Annotated in this window: 16 protein-coding genes and 1 pseudogene; 12 read left to right on the top strand and 5 right to left on the bottom strand. The window is 39.4% G+C overall.

What is annotated here, in order from left to right:
• Positions 1-39: 39 nt before the first annotated feature.
• The 4 genes from RMX98_RS12305 to purE form a co-directional block, all read right to left on the bottom strand.
• A complete protein-coding gene (locus tag RMX98_RS12305) occupies positions 40-1,218 on the bottom strand; it encodes a CapA family protein (RefSeq protein WP_322677608.1) in 1,179 nt (392 codons plus the stop codon).
• 281 nt (positions 1,219-1,499) lie between these two features.
• Positions 1,500-2,279, bottom strand: a complete 780-nt coding sequence (locus RMX98_RS12300; RefSeq protein WP_322677609.1) for a class II glutamine amidotransferase — start codon at positions 2,277-2,279, stop codon at positions 1,500-1,502.
• A gap of 161 nt (positions 2,280-2,440) precedes the next feature.
• Complete coding sequence (locus tag RMX98_RS12295; RefSeq protein ID WP_322677610.1) at positions 2,441-2,740, bottom strand: putative quinol monooxygenase; 300 nt, start codon at positions 2,738-2,740, stop codon at positions 2,441-2,443.
• Between the two features lie 71 nt (positions 2,741-2,811).
• A complete protein-coding gene (gene purE / locus RMX98_RS12290) occupies positions 2,812-3,330 on the bottom strand; it encodes a 5-(carboxyamino)imidazole ribonucleotide mutase (protein ID WP_322677611.1) in 519 nt (172 codons plus the stop codon).
• Positions 3,331-3,503: 173 nt separating this feature from the next.
• Between purE and nagA the strand changes: the two genes are divergently transcribed.
• From nagA to RMX98_RS12235, 11 genes and pseudogenes are all read left to right on the top strand, one after another.
• A complete protein-coding gene (gene nagA, locus RMX98_RS12285; RefSeq protein ID WP_322677612.1) occupies positions 3,504-4,667 on the top strand; it encodes an N-acetylglucosamine-6-phosphate deacetylase in 1,164 nt (387 codons plus the stop codon).
• A 251-nt stretch (positions 4,668-4,918) separates the two neighbouring features.
• Positions 4,919-6,268 carry a DUF4157 domain-containing protein gene (locus RMX98_RS12280; RefSeq protein WP_322677613.1) on the top strand — a complete coding sequence of 450 codons (1,350 nt, stop codon included), beginning with the start codon at positions 4,919-4,921 and terminating at the stop codon, positions 6,266-6,268.
• A gap of 266 nt (positions 6,269-6,534) precedes the next feature.
• A complete protein-coding gene (locus RMX98_RS12275; RefSeq protein ID WP_322677614.1) occupies positions 6,535-6,807 on the top strand; it encodes a hypothetical protein in 273 nt (90 codons plus the stop codon).
• A gap of 284 nt (positions 6,808-7,091) precedes the next feature.
• Positions 7,092-7,334 carry a hypothetical protein gene (locus RMX98_RS12270; RefSeq protein ID WP_322677615.1) on the top strand — a complete coding sequence of 81 codons (243 nt, stop codon included), beginning with the start codon at positions 7,092-7,094 and terminating at the stop codon, positions 7,332-7,334.
• A 170-nt stretch (positions 7,335-7,504) separates the two neighbouring features.
• Positions 7,505-8,383 (top strand): alpha/beta hydrolase family esterase, encoded by an 879-nt coding sequence (locus tag RMX98_RS12265; RefSeq protein ID WP_322677616.1) that lies wholly within the window; start codon positions 7,505-7,507, stop codon positions 8,381-8,383.
• Between the two features lie 151 nt (positions 8,384-8,534).
• Positions 8,535-8,695: pseudogene (locus RMX98_RS12260) on the top strand (IS630 family transposase); the annotation flags it as partial.
• Between the two features lie 180 nt (positions 8,696-8,875).
• On the top strand, positions 8,876-11,422 hold the full coding sequence (locus RMX98_RS12255) for a proteasome protein (RefSeq protein ID WP_322677617.1): 2,547 nt from the start codon (positions 8,876-8,878) through the stop codon (positions 11,420-11,422).
• 31 nt (positions 11,423-11,453) lie between these two features.
• Positions 11,454-12,254 (top strand): Rpn family recombination-promoting nuclease/putative transposase, encoded by an 801-nt coding sequence (locus RMX98_RS12250; protein ID WP_322677618.1) that lies wholly within the window; start codon positions 11,454-11,456, stop codon positions 12,252-12,254.
• 56 nt (positions 12,255-12,310) lie between these two features.
• Positions 12,311-12,574, top strand: coding sequence for a hypothetical protein (locus RMX98_RS12245; RefSeq protein ID WP_322677619.1), 264 nt, complete (start codon positions 12,311-12,313; stop codon positions 12,572-12,574).
• 219 nt (positions 12,575-12,793) lie between these two features.
• On the top strand, positions 12,794-15,769 hold the full coding sequence (locus RMX98_RS12240; protein WP_322677620.1) for a molecular chaperone: 2,976 nt from the start codon (positions 12,794-12,796) through the stop codon (positions 15,767-15,769).
• A gap of 117 nt (positions 15,770-15,886) precedes the next feature.
• Positions 15,887-16,978 (top strand): hypothetical protein, encoded by a 1,092-nt coding sequence (locus tag RMX98_RS12235; protein ID WP_322677621.1) that lies wholly within the window; start codon positions 15,887-15,889, stop codon positions 16,976-16,978.
• A gap of 102 nt (positions 16,979-17,080) precedes the next feature.
• Here the strand turns inward: RMX98_RS12235 and RMX98_RS12230 are convergent, their stop codons facing one another.
• Positions 17,081-17,260: a high light inducible protein gene (locus tag RMX98_RS12230; RefSeq protein ID WP_190893926.1), complete on the bottom strand. Its 180-nt coding sequence runs from the start codon at positions 17,258-17,260 to the stop codon at positions 17,081-17,083.
• A 233-nt stretch (positions 17,261-17,493) separates the two neighbouring features.
• Between RMX98_RS12230 and RMX98_RS12225 the strand changes: the two genes are divergently transcribed.
• On the top strand, positions 17,494-18,405 hold the full coding sequence (locus RMX98_RS12225; RefSeq protein WP_322677622.1) for a restriction endonuclease: 912 nt from the start codon (positions 17,494-17,496) through the stop codon (positions 18,403-18,405).
• Positions 18,406-18,459: the final 54 nt, after the last annotated feature.

Below are 18,459 nucleotides of genomic sequence, written 5' to 3'. Positions count from 1 at the left end.
GTAAGTCCACAACCACGCTGTAAATAATTACAAATTATTTTAGGAATGATTAAGTTTATTCTGTACAACAACTTCCCCTTTCTTATTAATCTTCACCGGATTCTTGGGAAAAGCTTGATTATTCAAATAACGCATAAGTTTTACAGTTTGAAAACTCTGATCAATATAAGGAATTCCCTGGCGATCCATGCGAACGGGAATAATTTTACTTGATACCAAACCTCCCTCTGAGTTGAGTTTGACTTCTAAAATCATTGAGTCACCTGTTTGGGCATTTGTAGATAAAGTCCGATATCCTAAAAAGTTTCCTAAAGAATAGGCAATAATTTTTCCCTTATAAATTTCCATTGCTCTTGGAACATGAGGCCCATGTCCTAATACTAAATCTGCTCCTGCATCAATCATGTTTCTAGCAAACTTGATTGAATTACCTCGGTTTTCTCCATAAAAAAACTCTGTCTGATTCTTAACGTGTAATGCCCCCGTTCCTTCGGCTCCAGCGTGCATCGATACTACTACAATGTTGGCTTTATTTTTGGCTTCTACTATAAGTCCTTGGGCTGCTTTTAAATGATGGATGGAATTATACATTTCATAAGGAGAAAACCCAACCATTGCCACGGAAATATTGTTAGCTTCTAAATAAAGAATTTGATTTTTATGACCTAATGTTGCAATGCCTACAGCCTCTAGATTTTTCTTTGTATCTTTAAACCCTACCGGGCCAAAGTCCATTGCATGGTTATTCGCCATATTGAACACATTAAAACCAGCTTCAGCAAAAAGCTTGGCATATCCAGGTGGACAGCGAAAGGCAAAGACTTGTCCTCGACTAATATCTTTGGCAGTATAAGGATAATTAGTTAGACTACTTTCAAAATTCCCAAACAAGATATCAGATCCTTGTAATTGAGTTCTCACCGATTTTGGTAATAATTGCTCTCGAAAGCGGGGTAATCTATAGTTAGGGAAGTTAGTGCCGGGAATAATATCTCCAACGGCTTTAATGGTAATAGTATTTGGAAAAGTTTGCTGTTCTGTTGTTGATGGCGTAACAGGAATAGCTAATGGAAATTGCACAAACTCGGTAGATTTAGTAGCAGCGTTTAATCGCTGTGATTGCCCAAGGCGGATAATGACTCCTATACTAATACCCAGATACAAACCGACGCTGATAAAACTAAATGAGAATACTCGCCCCAAGCTGCGATTTACCATCTTTCGCTCCTCACACGATGGCATTAGTTTACCCTAAAAATCTGTCACATCAGTAGAGGTTTTAGTGTTTTTTGAAAAATATTTTACTAAGTAAATACTTAAATACAATCCCGCCTCACTTAGAAATAATCATATATTGTCGCTAGCCTGAGTATTGCTGTGTACTAAAATAGTGAGTCTATTTACCAGAAAATAACTGTGAATTACTCAATATGAATCCCATGAAAACAAAACCCATCTAGAAATTATCTAAATGGGAAAAATCGAGCCAATACTTATTATTAACTGAACGCATTTTTCAGAGGTAATCCGTCCTGAAAAACTAGTAACTCTCCCGGTTTAATTTGTGTCCAAACTTCGTTGTCTGTGAGGGGAGTGGTAGCAATGACAGCGACGCGATCGCGTTCAGTAGTCACCTCCCGAAAATCTACTGTCATATCTTGGTCAATTAAATGGGCCGCGGCAAAGGGCGCTTGGCGAACAATGTAGCTGAGATTAGTTGAGCAATAAGCAAAAAAGTGTTCTCCATCTGATAATAAGTAATTAAATATACCTAAACTTGCAATTACAGCAGTAATTTCTTGCAGCACAGGGTACAGTTTCTTTATGTCAGGCTTACCCTCAGGAAAGCGCGATCGCAATGTTTCTAGCATCATACAGAATGCTTTTTCACTATCGGTATCACCTACAGCTTGATAAAAACCCAAATTTTCTGGATCGAAATTTGGTAAATTACCATTGTGGGCAAATACCCAATACTGACCCCACAATTCTCTGCGGAAAGGATGACAGTTGTGTAGGGCAACTTCACCCTGGGTAGCTTTGCGGATATGGGCTATGACATGGGTTGAGTGGATGGGATAACTCCGCACAAACTCCGCTACCGGAGAAGCAACAGAAGGTTGGGCATCTAAAAACATTCGACATCCCTTTCCTTCAAAGAAAGCAATGCCCCAACCATCCCTATGATCATCCGTTTTTCCTCCCCGTGCAGAAAACCCTTCAAAAGAAAAGCAAATATCTGTTGGAACATTGCAATTCATTCCAAGCAATTGACACATGAATCTTGCAGCTCTCAATTTTTGACTAAGGCCTCAGCATCAAGATACTTCAGAATGCTGCCTTGATTCTGGAGCGATCGCTTCAATCTTAGAATTTAAGGCTGAGATATTCTAAATGCTCCCCAACAATCAAGAGTCTGCTGCAAGTTTGCAACCCGGAATTATACCAAAAGATGGTAACGGCGGATATCTGGTGCAACAGTCACTAAACCTTCGAGTTTGGCTGCTCCCGCTTGGAGGTGGGGTGAATCTAGATGACTATTCAGAGCTTCATGAGAAGTCCACTCCTCTACAAAAGTAAAGTCTGTTGGGTCGTATTGGTTTTGCAAAAGTTCATACTTGATCACACCTGTTTCCTGTCGAGTTGGCTCAATGAGTTCCAACAATACAGTTTTTACTTCTTCTACTTTGTTAGGCAAAGCAATAATACGGGCAACAACACGAATAGTTTGGTTAGTCATTTTTCATGGGGAATGGGGCATGGGGAAAAGACTTTCTCTCTCTTCCTCTGCTGTTTTGGTGTTAATTTTTATTAAAACATCTGCTGTAAATATTGTTCATAGCCTAATTTTTCTAGTTTTGCTTGCTTTGCGATTACTGATTCACATAAAGTTTGGCGATATTGTTGCACTTTTTCTAGCAATTCTGGTTGCTGAGTTGCGAGGATTTGGACTGCTAAAAGTCCGGCATTTTTGGCATTACCGATCGCTACTGTTGCCACAGGAATACCAGCAGGCATCTGTAAAATAGAATACAGAGAATCTACACCTTGTAAGTTACGAGTAGGTACAGGAACACCAATCACCGGAAGTGGAGTTAAAGACGCTACCATTCCAGGTAAATGGGCAGCACCACCTGCACCAGCAATAATTACCTTAATACCGCGTTGATGTGCAAGTTGAGCATATTGCACCATCCGTTCTGGAGTCCGGTGAGCCGAAACGATCGCCACTTCACTCTCAACGTCAAATTCTTCACAAACTGCGATCGCATCTTTCATAATGGGCAAATCAGAATCGCTGCCCATGATAATACCAACTAGGGGAGCCATAATAATTAAAAATTAAAAACTTGTACTGAGCATAGCCGAAGTATTAAAAATTAAAAATTATTTGAGCTAGGTAATGCCAATTATCATCTCATCTATTGGCGTTGTTTGAATTGATTTATTAATATTTATTGGTTCCGTCTAAAATCAGATTTACCTATTTTCTCGCAAGTGTGATGACCCAAGCAACACAAAATCCTGTAGATATTATCAATGCTAGAGTGCCTGGTTACAAAGATTTGCAGATGATCTTGGTTAATTCAGAGGGCATAATTGAGCAAATTTTGCCAATGGGTACGGTAAGGATAGACGGATGTGTATCTCTACTAAATGTAAGAGGTGACTGGATTTCTCTAGGTGGCGTTGATTTGCAAATCAATGGTGCGTTGGGTTTGGCATTTCCTGATTTGACGGCTGAAAATGCTCATCTACTCCAGAAAATAAGGCAATTTTTGTGGGATGTTGGGGTAGATGGATTTTTACCGACACTTGTGACAACTTCAGTAGAAAAGATTCAGCGATCGCTTGCTGTGATTGCTGATTTGATCTCCAGTCAACAAACAGGTTCCAAGATTCTGGGAGTACATCTAGAAGGGCCATTTTTAAATTACCAAAAGCGTGGCGCACACCCAGCAGAGTACTTGTTACCCTTAACAATTGACGAAATCAAGCCGGTTTTGGGTGATTATGGAGCGATCGTAAAAGTCATCACCTTAGCACCGGAGTTAGATCCCACTGGCGAAGTAATTCCATATTTGCGTTCTTTGGGGATTACCGTTAGTTTAGGACATTCTCAGGCAGCATCAGCCCAAGCGCAACTTGCTTTTGAACTCGGTGCAACGATGGTAACTCATGCTTTCAATGCCATGCCACCATTACATCACCGCGAACCAGGATTATTAGGGGCAGCAATTACCCATCCTGATGTTATGTGTGGTTTTATTGCTGATGGTGAACACGTTTCGCCCACAATGCTACAAATTTTACTTCGCGCTAGTTATCAAGAAAAAGGGCTATTCCTGGTTAGCGATGCCCTTTCACCTCTGGGGCTAGCCGATGGCGTGTATCCTTGGGATAGTCGGCAAATTGAAGTTAAAAACGGTACAGCACGACTAGCAGATGGCACTTTATCGGGGACGACTTTACCCTTATTAATGGGAGTGCAGAATTTGGTGAAGTGGGGGATTTGTGACGTAGAGACTGCTATTTTACTAGCTACCCATGCACCTAGACAAGCAATTGGTTTACCTGGAATTGCCAAGAGTCAACCTGCTAATTTATTACGCTGGCATTGGGATGAAACCACAAAGGAACTTACTTGGCAGCGATTATTGGGCTAAATTTCGCATCAAGGTAGACTAAAGTCTATATATAAGTATGTCAAGAAAATAGTTAAACTCTTAATAGGGTGTTGTTGAATCGAGGTATGAATTTGGATGTAGAGACGTTGCATTGCAACGTCTCTACAAGGATTTTGAAATAACGCAAAATTATTTTTCATACCGCAATCAGCAACGCCCTTAATAGAAGATACCGGAATGCAAAGATAAGAGGTTTGCTAAATTAATTTAGAAAATGTAGGAATTGAAAGATGAGCCATGTCCAAAGACAAACCACTTTGCCTCCAGGCATATCGAAGCAACACAACGCAGATAGCTCAAATTTTCCGAATCCATCGCTTGTCTTATCCAATATTCCTACATTGGCTAATCCAACACGCAGTTTTGGCTTACCAACAAATAATATTCCACTCGAAATAACCACTGAGCTAGCTGATGAACAATCATTAGAACCAGAAACTATCCAAGAAAAGCCTCTTGTTCACGACATGAGTCGTATATCTTTGCGTCGTCCACAGCCGCAACTTACCAGCCAGCCAGGAAACCAATATGAACAGTCAACTGGTGGAATAGATTCACAAAATATAGTGCAGCGAAAATGTGCAGCTTGTGAGCAAGAAGAGGAAGTACAAACCAAGTTGTCGCTACAACGCACTAGCGGTCAAAACGTTCAAACCCAAGACAAGATTGAAAGTCATTTAAATAGTAGTAAGGGTGGGGGAAGTCCATTATCTGCCGAAGTGCGAGATTTTATGGAACCACGCTTTGGTAGTAGCTTTGACTCTGTGCGAGTACATACTGACTCCAATGCTACGCAGATGAGTCGGTCGTTGGGAGCGCAGGCTTTTACTCATGGTAGTGATATTTACTTTGGGGCAGGGAAATCACCTGGTAATAATGAGTTAACAGCCCATGAGTTAACCCATGTGGTACAGCAGACAGGCAAAGTCCAGAAACAAAGCGATGCATCCACAGCACCAGCACCTATTGAACAGGCAGGTAGTGGTATGCCGCCCAAAAAAGGTACAACCAAAATTGATAAAAAAAATACCACAATTACCGCTTCTGGGAAAAATATCACCGAAGCAATTACAAATTTAACATCACAAGGAAAAGGCGAAGCGGGTAGTGTTACTTGTGCCCCCGAAAAAAATGTTAAAACTTACCAAGCAGAAGATCAATCCGATGAAATTGTTTACGAGGCAGATGTCCTAGTAACAGAAACTAAGGCAATGCCTGTTTGGACTGAACTCGATCAACAATGCGAACCCGTTAAAAAAGAATGGGCAAGGTTTTATAGCGCTCTCGATACGCACGAGAATGGGCACATTAGTATTGATGAGAAGGCTTTTAAAGATTTACACAAAAAGCTTCTTGGCACAACAACCTCAGCATCTGACAAAATTTTTAACGATACTTACGCCCAAGCAAATACTGATAATACTGCTTACGACACCACAACTAAACACGGGCTGACTCAAGGTACAGGAGTAACCGCAGTACAGTGTGGCCCAGAAAAAGTATCTCAAAGTGGAGATGCATCAAATGCAAACCCGTCATCGGTTGGGGCTGAGAGCGGTGTTGATGGATCTGCTGGCTAGGATTAAAGTTATAGAAAAATCGCGCCAAATCGCATTCCGGCTTCCGACAGATATCTTGGCGGATTTACTGTAATTATGCCTTTCAATATAGGCATATATGAATATGTTTTACCGGTCTCATCTCAGCAATTAGATGCTTGTTCGAGATTTGTCTGAATGTTTTAATGTTATTAAATAATTGGCAATTTTATCTTAGTTTGTTCTCAATACACTACCCGATAATTTTTGTCAGTTAAGAATTTGTAGCGAAGTGGCAATTTCAAATTATGGAAAATACATTAGTTGATAAAACCTTCCGTGACAGCAATGGCAATATTGTTTTAGCTCAAAAGCCAAATCTACCACTTATTGTTGGGGTAGTAGCTAGTTTACTATCTCTAATTATTACAAGTGGGAAAATCAATACAGTATTAGACGTAGTGGCAACTGGCTCCTTCTTTACTTGGGCATGGCTGGAATTATTTCAAGGGGTTAATTATTTTCGCAGAGCTCTAGGTCTTGCCGTATTGATTGGTATTATCGCATTAAAAATTCAGTAATTAGAATGAACTAAGTAACAAAAAAGACTAGCCAAAAGAAGTGTTTACGAACACCTCTTTTTTTCAATGTTCAAAATATGACTAAAGTCATGCTTAAATAATGACTTTATTACACTGTGTCTTCTTATTTATTATTTTAAACTGAGAACAATACAGCCAATCAATTAAATGGTGTAACAAATAAAACTTCCTATTCAATTAAATATTAGGAAAAAATATTTGTTTACAAAACATTGAGGAATGCTGTAGAAAACTCAAGCAAATTAATGAATGGAGATTTGAATATGAAACGTATTCTATTAGGTGCATTACTTGCTTTACCATTTGCAATTTCCTCCTTACCGTCACAGGCATCGGCAGCAGAAATAATTGTTAGACCAAACGTCCATAGAGCTTCTGTTGTACGTCGACCTGTTGTTGCCCGATTTCAACGGAGACTAATTCCTGCACATTGGGAAACAGTACGACGCGGTAACAGGTGGGTTAAGGTTCGAGTTCCTGCTCGTTATGTAAATGTAAGAGTTTAATATCTTTAATAGAGACTAACAACTCAAGTAGAGTTGTTAGTCTCTATATAAGTAAAAATCCTGAAAATAAGACTTTTGAAGTGAATTAAATTATTTTAATTAACATGAATATATATTATAATTCTCAATTTATTAAAAATTTTATTATATCTATACTTGCAATTACTTTAATGACAGCCTGCGATTCTATCCAGGCTGAAGACAAAAATCTAACTAAAGAAAAAATCGTGAGTGGTGATAATTATGGAGAGCTACATGACCAAGGGAAGTTACGTACCTACTATTTTTATACTCCAAAATCTTATCATCCAGACCGTCCGATGCCGTTAGTTTTAGTGTTTCATGGAGATGATAGTAATGGTCGGTCTATAAGTAATGTGACTCGCTTTAATGAATTAGCAGAGCAAAAAGGATTTATTGTTGTTTATCCAGATGGAATTGACCAAAGATGGAGCCTTAGAGGCAATGCTCAAGGAAGAGTAGATGATGTTTTATTTGTTAATACTTTGATTGAGCATCTTCAGAAGCAAATCAATATTGATAGTCATAAGATTTATGCCACCGGTTTTTCTAGAGGTGGAATACTTACTCAAGCACTAGCTTGTAAGTTATCTGATAAAATTGCTGGTTTTGCATCAGTAGCTGGTTCACTCCCAGTTAGACTCAAACCTAATTGCCAGCCTCAAACTCCGATATCGATGTTAATGATTAATGGTACAAACGATCGCGATGTACTTTATGAAGGTGATGACCACACTCAACGAGGAGCGCTGGTTTCGATTTCAGACATGGTAGAATTTTGGCGATCGCACGATAAATGTACCTCATCAAAGAAATCTCCCCAGTTTTCTGAAGATAAAGTGAAAACCTCTCTCTACACAGGTTGTAATAGCAACTCAGAAGTCTGGCAGCTAGCAGTAATAAATGGTGGACATTTCTGGCCTGGTGGTTCTTCAACTGACGAGAGCCTAAATAAATTCAATTCTAAACTGGGGCTGAACGCCAGTGAAACAATTTGGAACTTTTTTCAACGTCATAGTCTATCTTGAAAAATGTAGTTCTTCCCTAATAAAAAGGATTTACTCTCATGCCTAACCCTCTTTGAACTAATAGGGTGAGGTAATATTTGGGGAGAAAAAATGGCTATATATAAATTAAAAGTTTTACAGAAATAGCAAATATTGCTGATTTTTTAATAGTAGATTCGCTCCCAATGCTCCTCAGTAAAATCCCATAGAAGATATCTGGTTGCAAGCTAAAAAATTGATTCGAGAGTTTTATTTTTTTGTCATTCTTTTTCAATCGTCAAGTATTTATTTGTTTTGTCAGTACAATGTCAAATATTTGACTCAGATATTTGACATTAGAAAGCTTCACGAATATGGTGTTTTTTGATGAATGATTGAGAATTACTATAGCAGAATCACAAATTAAATGAGAGAAATGCTAAATGTGATATCAACTGGTTGTAACAATGCCTGGTAATCGCATTTTATATGTTATAAAGCTCACAGAAATTAATGTTAGGCGGAAACTACTTTATGGAAGCAGATAAACTGGGCCGTTTTAAGGAGTACGGCGAATTCATCCTCCGAAAGATAGATTCTGTGCCCCAGTACCCTTCTAAACAAGAAGATTGGGTTCCAGCTAGTCTTGATGACTGTCTTCTTCGTTTGCGATCGGCTGCCCAAAAAACTGTAGACTTGGCAACTTCGCCTGTCAAAATTGGGGTGATGGGGGAATTTAGTAGTGGAAAAACCTTACTTTTAGGCAGTCTAATTGGATATGCAGATGCTTTACCAGTCAGTGAAAACCCCACTACAGGTAATGTTACCGCCATACATATTATTCCGCAAGACGATTTTGCTACGACGCAATTAAGCAATTTTACGGTAGAGTATCTTTCGCATGAAGGTGTACACGAGTGTCTACGCTTCATGCTAGGGGAAGCCAATAAACGAACAACAGCAGCAGGGCTTCCTCCGATACCAGTATCAAAACTTAACTCTGGGACAGATATTATTAGCTGGTGTGAAGAAGCGTGGAATAGCAGTAACAATTTAGAGCTACGTTATTTACTTCGGGAGTTGGTATTATTCCTGCGGGCTTATCAGGCTTATGGGGAAGTTATGTGTGGTGGGCACTACCAAATTGATGCGGTGACTGCCCGCGAGGGGCTACAGCTAGTCGAGCAGCCAATGGCAATCCAAACTCTGAAATTTGAGGATTTACCCCCAGCGCACATCAGATTACCGAGTCCACCCCAGAGGCTACCAACAAAGTTATTGCAAAACAGTTTCCCACTGATCCGCCGTGTCGATATCGATGTGAAAATATCACGGGAAATTTGGGATTTTGCAGACGCAGCTAAATTTATTCTCATCGATTTTCCAGGATTGGGGGCTGCTAATTCTGGGGCTAGAGATACCTTTTTGTCATTGCGGGAATTGGCAGAAGTACAGACAATTTTGGTATTGCTAAATGGTAAATCTCCCGGAAGCGATCGCGCCAATAAAATCTTCACCATGATGCAGCAGCAGCGACCGGGACAAGACCTGAAAGATTTAATTCTCGTCGGTGTGGGTCGCTTCGATCAACTACCTTTAGACAGTGAGGGTGGCGAAAGAGAACTTGACCATCTGATTGAAGATAGCCATTTAGAAGAGGAAACGGTTCTCCAAAAACTCAAAGTTCTGCAAACTACCATTGACGGTGCAGCAGCATTTACAACCCAAAAAGACCGCATCGTTTTACTGTCGCCACTGTTGGGATTAGCTGAATTGGCAAAACGTTCTAGTAAAGTCAAAGCTGGTTCGCCAGAGTTTTTAGCTAACTTGGACTATCCTGATTATTTAGATCGGTCTAAACGGCTACAAGAGAAATGGGAGCTATTAAGTAAAAATCTGATAGAATCTAACACCCGTAGCTATTTGGGCAGACAGTTAGGTTACTTTAGTCAAGATGGCGGACTTAGTAAGCTGCGGGAATTGATTCAAACTCATGTAGCTACTCATGGTCTGAAGCAACTGTATGAAGATACTAAAAGAGCTGCTGATGTAGTGAGTCAGCAACAAGATCACTTGAAAGACATCATAGATGAAATTCACGAGCAAGGTATCCCCACAGGCGATAGTCCGGCTTTTATCGAATTGCGTTTTCTGGTCGAAAGCTTAGATAAAACCTACAGAAATTTTCAAAAAGATATCGGGAAAGAACCACTCAAAGATCGGCGCGGTGTTGTTGTCAGCGATGTAGTAAAAGACGAACTCACTTTTAGAATCCTCAATTGGAACCAGTGGACTTTACTCTTCAACAAAGCCAATAATGGAGCGATCGCTCTGGCAGAATCTAAAGGTGCAGCCGGGAAATTATTCGATCGGGGAAACCGCGTAAATACTTCCCTTCCAACTAAGAGCGATGATTTTTATCCAGTATTTGAGAAAACCGTTAAAGAAGTAGAAGATTTTGCCCGCGATCGCATCCAGCAAGCCGTGGTAGATTTGTTGAACCAATTATCAAATCATATAGCCCCAGAACGCGAACAATTGCAGGCATTTTTCCATCCAGAAATGGAACAAGAAATCGAAGAAAAATTTGGTTTTGAAGATGCCGATCTCTTTTACAAATTATTACTAGGATGCGACCCTAACGAATGGAAAGAAGCAATTATCTCGGAAATTACTAGTAAACATAAAACTGTTGCACCTGAAATTATTTTTCCTTTAGCACGTCAAGACGATAAACACAACGTCGGTCAAATCTTTGATTGGGCACCAGAGAAAAGCCAAGGCTTACCCAGATCGAGCAATCACCAACTTTTAGTACTGCGACTGCGAGATGAAATTACAGCTAGCGCCAGCCTCCATCTTGTGCAGTATGTTAGCGAAGTTAATCAGCAAATTAATTCCGAACTAGAAGGTATTTTGGATCAGATTATTCCGAGTCTGCAAAACCTTTCCAAAAAAGAAAGTTTGCTAAGATATTTGGCGGCTGGGGAATTGCCATCTGAGATCCAAATTCCTACTTGGTTGCAGATTATTTCCGAAATTGCGGCTGTTTCTCACTCAGATGATTTAGATTTGAGATGACGCGATCGCGTGAAGATATGAGGATATATTTGTGAGACGTGATGCAATTTTTTATACAATTTTCAAGCGTGTCCCAGAATTGTTTTTCGAGTTAGTAGAACAGCCACCGCCTGAAGCTGCTAGCTATCGCTTTGAATCAGTTGAAGTTAAAGAACCAACATTTCGGATTGATGGGGTATTTTTACCTCCACCGGATGCAGCATCTCAGACGATCTTTTTTGCTGAAGTACAATTCCAAAAGGATGAGTTACTGTACCATCGCTTTTTCTCAGAATCCATGCTGTATATGTATCGCAATCCGTCGCTTTACGATGACTGGTACGGGGTAATTATTTTACAGTCTCGCAGCTTGGAACCGGAAAACACCACTATTCACAGATCGTTACTGAACAGTTCTCAAGTACAACGAATTTATTTAGATGAGTTAGGTAGTCCTGATGAGTACAAAGTAGGTATCAGTTTGATGCTGTTGACTATTGCCTCAGAGACTCAAATGGTTCGGGAAGCGAAACGTTTAATTGAGCGGGTGCAACAAGAGCAGATAACTGTCTTGGCTAAGAAGGAGATAATAGATGTAATCACAACAATTGCAGTTTATAAATTCGCAAACTTAAGTCGTGAAGAGGTAGAGGCTATGTTAGGAGTTAAGTTAGAAGAAACTAGGGTTTATCAAGAAGCTAAACAAGAGGGACGAGAAGAAGGACGAGAAGAAGGACGAGAAGAACTAAAACTTGAACTTGTACCTCAGTTATTAGCTCTTGGTATGTCGATGGAAGACGTTGCCAAATTACTTAATTTAACTATAGAACAAGTAAGACTTGCATCTGAATAATCACAACAATTACTGGTTATAAATTTGCAAACGTAAATAGTGAAGAGGTAGAGACGATGTTTGAAATTAAGTTACAAGAAACCAGAGTTTATCGAGAAGCTAAAGAAGAAGGACGACAAGAAGGACTAAAACAAGCACTAGAAGAAATACGAGAACAAGGACTACAACAAGGACGAGAAGAAGTAAAACGTGAACTTATACCTCGGTGTTTAGCTTATGGTATTTCTATAGAAGAGGTTGCCCAGTTATTTAATTTAACTATCGAACAAGTCGAACAAGTAAAAGTTACAGCTGAGCAAGAATCTTCAACATCAACTTAATAACTGCTGCAATTTTCATAGCGATGTCTAGTTTGGGCTACGCCTACGTCCTTTCTATATAAAAGCGTAGCCCAACGTAGATATTGCGCCAAATAAAAAAGCCAGTGCTAAAGAGAATCAATGGTACAAGACCAAAGATTCTCTAAATTTGTAATTTTATGATAGAACATTACAGTTTTTAGCCAGCTATAAAATAAACAACAGAAAGTGAATACTATAATGAACCCTTTTCAATTGAATAACTATAGCGATCGCGAACCAAGCGAGAAACAACAAAAAAGATTTCCGGGATGGTTTGCTTTAGATTTTGGTACGTCGAATTCGACAGTCACACTCTTCGATCCAATTGAAGTACCGATCGCAGAAATTTTACCCAAAGAGCAAGAAATGCGGTTGCGCGATCGCTTATCGCAATGGCTCAGTTCTCCCGCCTCCGTAGCTTTACCGGATGTCAGCACTGATGATTGGGCGAAGTTTATCACAGAAATTAGTAAAAATTTGGAGATAGAACCCAGCCGATTGAGTGAAGTATTTGAAACTGAGAATAAAGAGCGATTTTTGGAAGCAATTCGCCAAATTGAACTTTCTTTAGGAAACAGCGAGAGGTTCCGCCGTGCTGTCAGCAAAAAACTTTACCAAATTTATCATGAGGTGTTCCGCGTCCCCACCCTAGAGTCGCAAAATCTGATCCCAGTTGTGCTGGATATCGATCGCCGCGATACGGAAATTCCCAGCGAGGCGGAAATTTCGCACTTAGAAGACTTAAAACTGCGGATGGGAAGGGAAGCTAGAGATAACCGAAAAAAAGCGATCGCTCAAGGTACAAGCGGTTCTTTGAAGGAAATTATCAGCAGGTTTCACCATTCACCCAAACGCTATTTTGGTCAGGAGCGATCGTTTTCAGTTATTTTAGATGGCGAAGAAGAAACAATTACCGCAAATCAACTAATACAATCTGCTTGGGCGCATTTAATCGAGTTAACTGAAGACTACCGCCAACACGCACGACGCAGATTTTCGGAAGGAGATTTTTTAACAGTAGTTGTCACCTACCCAACAGTCGCCCCACCTGTTGTTCGTAAGGAAGTTAGGGAATTGGTTGAGCAGTTGGGGATCGATGATGTGCAAACTGCTTATGATGAAGCTGTTTCTGTAGCAATATTCTTTTTATGGCGAGAATTTGGCGGTAATCTCAACATTGGGATCGAGTCATTCAAAACCCGTTGTCGCCAAGTAGGAAACAAATGGTCACAAAATGTTCTAGTCTTGGATATCGGCGGGGGAACCACAGACTTAGCTTTAATTGAACTGACTTTAGAAGATAAAACTCCTAGTTTTGCCGATTATGAAGACCGGGGTTTAGGAGGACGTTACTATAAACTTACCCCCAAATTATTAGGATCATCCGGTCATTTACAGCTAGGCGGTGAGTTAATTACACTGCGAATTTTCAGATTATTAAAAGTTGCGATCGCTGACTTTTTATTGACAGCAGTCACAATAGGCGATATTGAAAACGAAAAGCTAGAAGATTTAATTAACTCGGAGTTAAACGAGCGTTTTTTAGAACAAGGCAAATTCAAAACTGGCAGTCTTTTAAAATGTCTAGATAAAGAGAATCCAGAAGGCGATATTGCTTACAAAGATGCTCTAGATACAGCCGAGAAAGTATTGCCGACTCGTTGGCAACAAGCACCTCAACGTCTGCAATCTTTTTATATTCTTTGGGATTATGCAGAAGCAGCTAAACTTAAACTTGGGCAAAAGCCACCAACAGAGAATTCTCTATTAACCTTTACACTTTCTGAGCAGCAAATTTCTGAATTGCTTACCCAAAGCGCCATTAAATTGCAAGTCAAAGATCCAAATAACATCTGCGTCACCTTAGATAATCAACAATTTGAACGAGCCGCCGCTTCGGGAATTAAAGAAGCGATCGGAATTGCCAAAGGATTAATGGAAAGTCGTTTGCGTCCCGACGATCTCACCAAAGATTCTTGGAATTCCCAAAAAGTTGATTGGTTAATTTTGTCTGGTAAAACTTGTAATTTAGACATAGTGCAGCGCCAAATCTACCAAGAATTTAGTAAATCTCCATATTTTGTCTGGAATCCAGAACGCATTACCTTTGTGTTGGAATTTACTAAGCTAGCCACCTCCGCTGGTGCTTGCTATGCCGAAAAGCTACGAAGATTGAGATTCGATCCAGAAGAGTCGAAAAGCTTGCTGCGTAAGGGAGCCAACCAGCTAGAAATTGATGTTAAAAACCTATTTTATTATTTACCCTGCAACTTCAAACGCAAAACCCAAAGCAACGATTTACTAACTATATTCAAAGCTGGACAAGAACTCTATCAACTCGCACCTTGGGAAACTGTCGCCAAAGTTCGTACTCATTGGCAAGGCATACAATTAACTAATATTATCTACCGTCAAGATTACGAAGAGGGAGATTTACGACTATGGGGAAGCTTTGACGGCAAAAACCTGATGAATCAACTGGAAATGCCAGAAGTAGAATTTCTGAAAAAAATAAAAGTCCAGTTTGAGATTGACCAAACCCTCGAATTTAACGTATTGCTTTGTCAAGGAAATCCCCATTATTTGATTGATATTTCTGGTATTGATTTAGAATCGGTAGTTTCAGAAACTTCAGCGCTATTTGCTGATGGTAAATTGAACTGGAATATCGCTGTGGAAGGCTTCAATAAAAATTTAAATGATGGTGATATTGCCGTTAACGTGATTGAGTCAGCAACTGTCGATCAACCAGATGCCTATCATCTTGTATTTGAAGTCGGAAATGATGGTAGTAAAACGTTTCACAAATTTCATTATTTGCGCGATGGGGTGACGCAACCAGGAATTGGGTTAATTAGTAATCCCTTACCTCCATTCCCACAAACTGGACAGCACACCTTCTATGTTTATCAAACAGATGCCGAAACCAACAGCAAAAAATGGATACGAATTGGCGCACTTAGCAAACCAGATATAACTACAGATTACCCTTGCCAATATCGTGTAACTCTCGACGATCGAGGTATTCTAAGGATGCACGCTGGTGAAGTACCTTACTGGACATCACAAAATCAAGAATGCTTGAAAGAAGAAGGATGTGTTTATCGTGCTGAATTAGAATTGCAACCTAATGAAGTTGATAAAGAACGCGATCCCTTTTGCGGCATACATTAAACCTCTGCGTTCCTCTGCGTTAAAAAAAATTAAGATTTTTAAACGCAAAGGGGCGCGGAGTAAACGCAAAGGGGCGCAGAGGTTTGCCAAGTTTTATTCGCTTTGGAGGTGAGATTCATGCAGCACTTGCGTCAATTATTAGAGATAGAAAACTCGGAGTTAGCCCAATTACTGCGGTTTAGTTTGTATGGATTAGAGGCTAGTTTAAATCAGGCTCGCGTCGAATTTCCACTAGATCCAGGATCTAAAATATGTGATGAGGTGCTGCAAGAACTTCATAGTCTGTTACAACCTGCACCGCCACAGCAAAATACTGGTTGGGAAGATACGCCAGATGAGTTAAAACTAAGCCACCTTCGAGAAGCTTTCGATTCCGACTCAGAACTCAGTTATTATCTGGGTAATTCCCAACTGCAAAGCCAAACAGACTCTGATTTGTGGAATGAGATTCAACGCAAACTGCTGCGAGTCCCAGAGGATTTAGCTGTAACTTGGCGATCGCGCACCTTAGATTTAGCCCAAGAAGTTGGTGCGATCGCAGATAATTCTAACCTTTTTCAGCTTCCCTTTATCCGCGACGAAATTATCTACCCCGGCCTTAGTGGTACTATTGAAACTCAGGGATTGTGCTTATATCAACAAGCACTTTCAAATCATAAAAATACCCAAGGTAATGTATCTGATTTACCAGCAGCATTCCTATTTTTATATATGAATTTTATCGAAATAGATCCAGATTTACATCATGCTTTAAAAAGCGTTTTTAGCTTCGATGTCGTTTCCTTACACTCCAAACCAGAACAGCGCGATCAATATATTAATGCTTTAAGCGATCGCTTCCAACGCACTCAAAAAGCAGAGAAAAATACCGATCCCCTATCAATTCTCCGTGCTTGGATTGATATGGACGAAGCGATACATTCCCTAGTATTCGTACCACCGGCTGAACGCTATTCTTGGTGGGGAAAACTACAACATGAATCACGGCGCATCCTCAAGAAAGTCGCTGATGAAGCTATTAATGCAGGTAATGAAGTCCGAATTCGCCAATTATCGGGACTTTATGCAGATATCTGTGCTTTATCCAAGGATGACTTACAACTAGACTGTGGTGGTGTTCCTGGCGAAGTCTTAACTTCTCTTCGAGTGTATGCGCGAATTAATCAAGAAGAATCTCCAGGGCGTGTAATATTTCGCTCATCACGGTAGTTGCTGGCGAGTTTTCTAATTCTTGAGATTACGAGGCAAGGTAGACAATTTTACTAATCCCCGCCTTGCCTCATAATCTAATGAAGCTAAAAACCTTTAAATCTAAAGGATGCCCCAGAAGTGTAAAATCCCTTGACCAGAAAACACTTCAAGCGCAACAGCAGATATAAAACCGATCATTGCAAAACGACCGTTCCAATTTTCGCTCTGAGGAGTGAAGCCCCAGCGCAAAGCATTAGGATCTTCTGAAACCGAAGGCGTAGTCTTCTTAACGTCTGCCATAAATAATACTCCGAGCTTTTATGTTTTAACAGTTATCACTGCCTGTAAAGTAATGTAACAGGTTTTTACAAAATTGCAACATAAACTCAGGACAAAATTTATAGGCAAATATTACGGGTGTGTAGTTTTGTGTTATAGGTTTGCGATCGCTTAACTTATTTTTCACCAATTTTCTGAAAATGATGTTAAAAATGGCTATAGTCTCATTCTTGTAAACTTTTAGATAGATAAAAATGGCAATACCTAATTATCAAAATATAATGCTTCCCTTGCTTAAATATGCACTTGATGGTCAAGAACACTCTATGAGAGAAGCTATTGAAGTTTTAGCCGACCAGTTTAATTTAAGTGAAGACGAACGAAAAGAACTATTACCTAGCGGTCAACAACCATTATTTGATAATCGGGTAGGATGGGCAAGAACATACTTAAAAAAAGCAGGTTTATTAGTCGATCCAAAAAGAGGATATTTTGAGATTACAGAACAAGGTATAAAGGTAGCTAGACAACCCCTACAAGAGATAGATGTTCAATTTCTTAATCAATTCCCTAATTTTATTAATTTCAAGAATTCCAAAAAGCCAGATGATAATATTGGCAAGGAATTGGATGAAATATCGCAAAAAACTCCCCAAGAGTCTATAGAGTTAGGATATCAAAAAATTCGCCAAGAATTAGAAATAGATTTAATTAACCGTGTTAAAAATATTTCCCCAGAGTTTTTTGAAAGACTGGTCATTGATTTACTTATCAAAATGGGGTATGGAGGTTCAAGACGTGATGCTGGTAAAGCAATTGGTAAAAGTGGTGATGGTGGTATTGATGGTATAATTAAAGAGGATAAATTAGGATTAGATGTTGTTTATATTCAAGCTAAAAGATGGAATACTAATGTTATAGGCAGACCAGAAATACAAAAATTTGTTGGTGCTTTATATGGGCAAAGGGCAAAAAAAGGAGTATTTATTACAACTTCTAATTTTACTCAAGACGCAAAAAACTATGTGTCTGATCTAGATATAAAGCTTGTGTTAATAGATGGACAAGAATTAGCGCAATTAATGATTGATAATAATGTAGGTGTATCAACAGTATCATTTTATGAAATAAAAGATATAGATTCTGACTATTTCATAGATGGTTAAATCTTCTTTTTTTGATTATTTAAGAATACAATTAATATACTTAAGAACAAAAAA

It is taken from the genome of Nostoc sp. DedQUE02 (assembly GCF_034531035.1).
GTDB lineage: Bacteria > Cyanobacteriota > Cyanobacteriia > Cyanobacteriales > Nostocaceae > Nostoc.
The sequence above is the reverse complement of the archived record's forward strand: the minus strand, read 5'-3'. Positions and strand labels throughout refer to the sequence as shown.

Bases quoted from the DNA above. Each gene is read 5' to 3' on its own strand.
- RMX98_RS12305 (WP_322677608.1), bottom strand. From the start codon at position 1,218: ATGGTAAATCGCAGCTTGGGGCGAGTATTCTCATTTAGTTTTATCAGC.
- RMX98_RS12300 (WP_322677609.1), bottom strand. From the start codon at position 2,279: ATGTGTCAATTGCTTGGAATGAATTGCAATGTTCCAACAGATATTTGC.
- RMX98_RS12295 (WP_322677610.1), bottom strand. From the start codon at position 2,740: ATGACTAACCAAACTATTCGTGTTGTTGCCCGTATTATTGCTTTGCCT.
- purE (WP_322677611.1), bottom strand. From the start codon at position 3,330: ATGGCTCCCCTAGTTGGTATTATCATGGGCAGCGATTCTGATTTGCCC.
- nagA (WP_322677612.1), top strand. From the start codon at position 3,504: ATGACCCAAGCAACACAAAATCCTGTAGATATTATCAATGCTAGAGTG.
- RMX98_RS12280 (WP_322677613.1), top strand. From the start codon at position 4,919: ATGAGCCATGTCCAAAGACAAACCACTTTGCCTCCAGGCATATCGAAG.
- RMX98_RS12275 (WP_322677614.1), top strand. From the start codon at position 6,535: ATGGAAAATACATTAGTTGATAAAACCTTCCGTGACAGCAATGGCAAT.
- RMX98_RS12270 (WP_322677615.1), top strand. From the start codon at position 7,092: ATGAAACGTATTCTATTAGGTGCATTACTTGCTTTACCATTTGCAATT.
- RMX98_RS12265 (WP_322677616.1), top strand. From the start codon at position 7,505: ATGACAGCCTGCGATTCTATCCAGGCTGAAGACAAAAATCTAACTAAA.
- RMX98_RS12255 (WP_322677617.1), top strand. From the start codon at position 8,876: ATGGAAGCAGATAAACTGGGCCGTTTTAAGGAGTACGGCGAATTCATC.
- RMX98_RS12245 (WP_322677619.1), top strand. From the start codon at position 12,311: ATGTTTGAAATTAAGTTACAAGAAACCAGAGTTTATCGAGAAGCTAAA.
- RMX98_RS12240 (WP_322677620.1), top strand. From the start codon at position 12,794: ATGAACCCTTTTCAATTGAATAACTATAGCGATCGCGAACCAAGCGAG.
- RMX98_RS12235 (WP_322677621.1), top strand. From the start codon at position 15,887: ATGCAGCACTTGCGTCAATTATTAGAGATAGAAAACTCGGAGTTAGCC.
- RMX98_RS12230 (WP_190893926.1), bottom strand. From the start codon at position 17,260: ATGGCAGACGTTAAGAAGACTACGCCTTCGGTTTCAGAAGATCCTAAT.
- RMX98_RS12225 (WP_322677622.1), top strand. From the start codon at position 17,494: ATGGCAATACCTAATTATCAAAATATAATGCTTCCCTTGCTTAAATAT.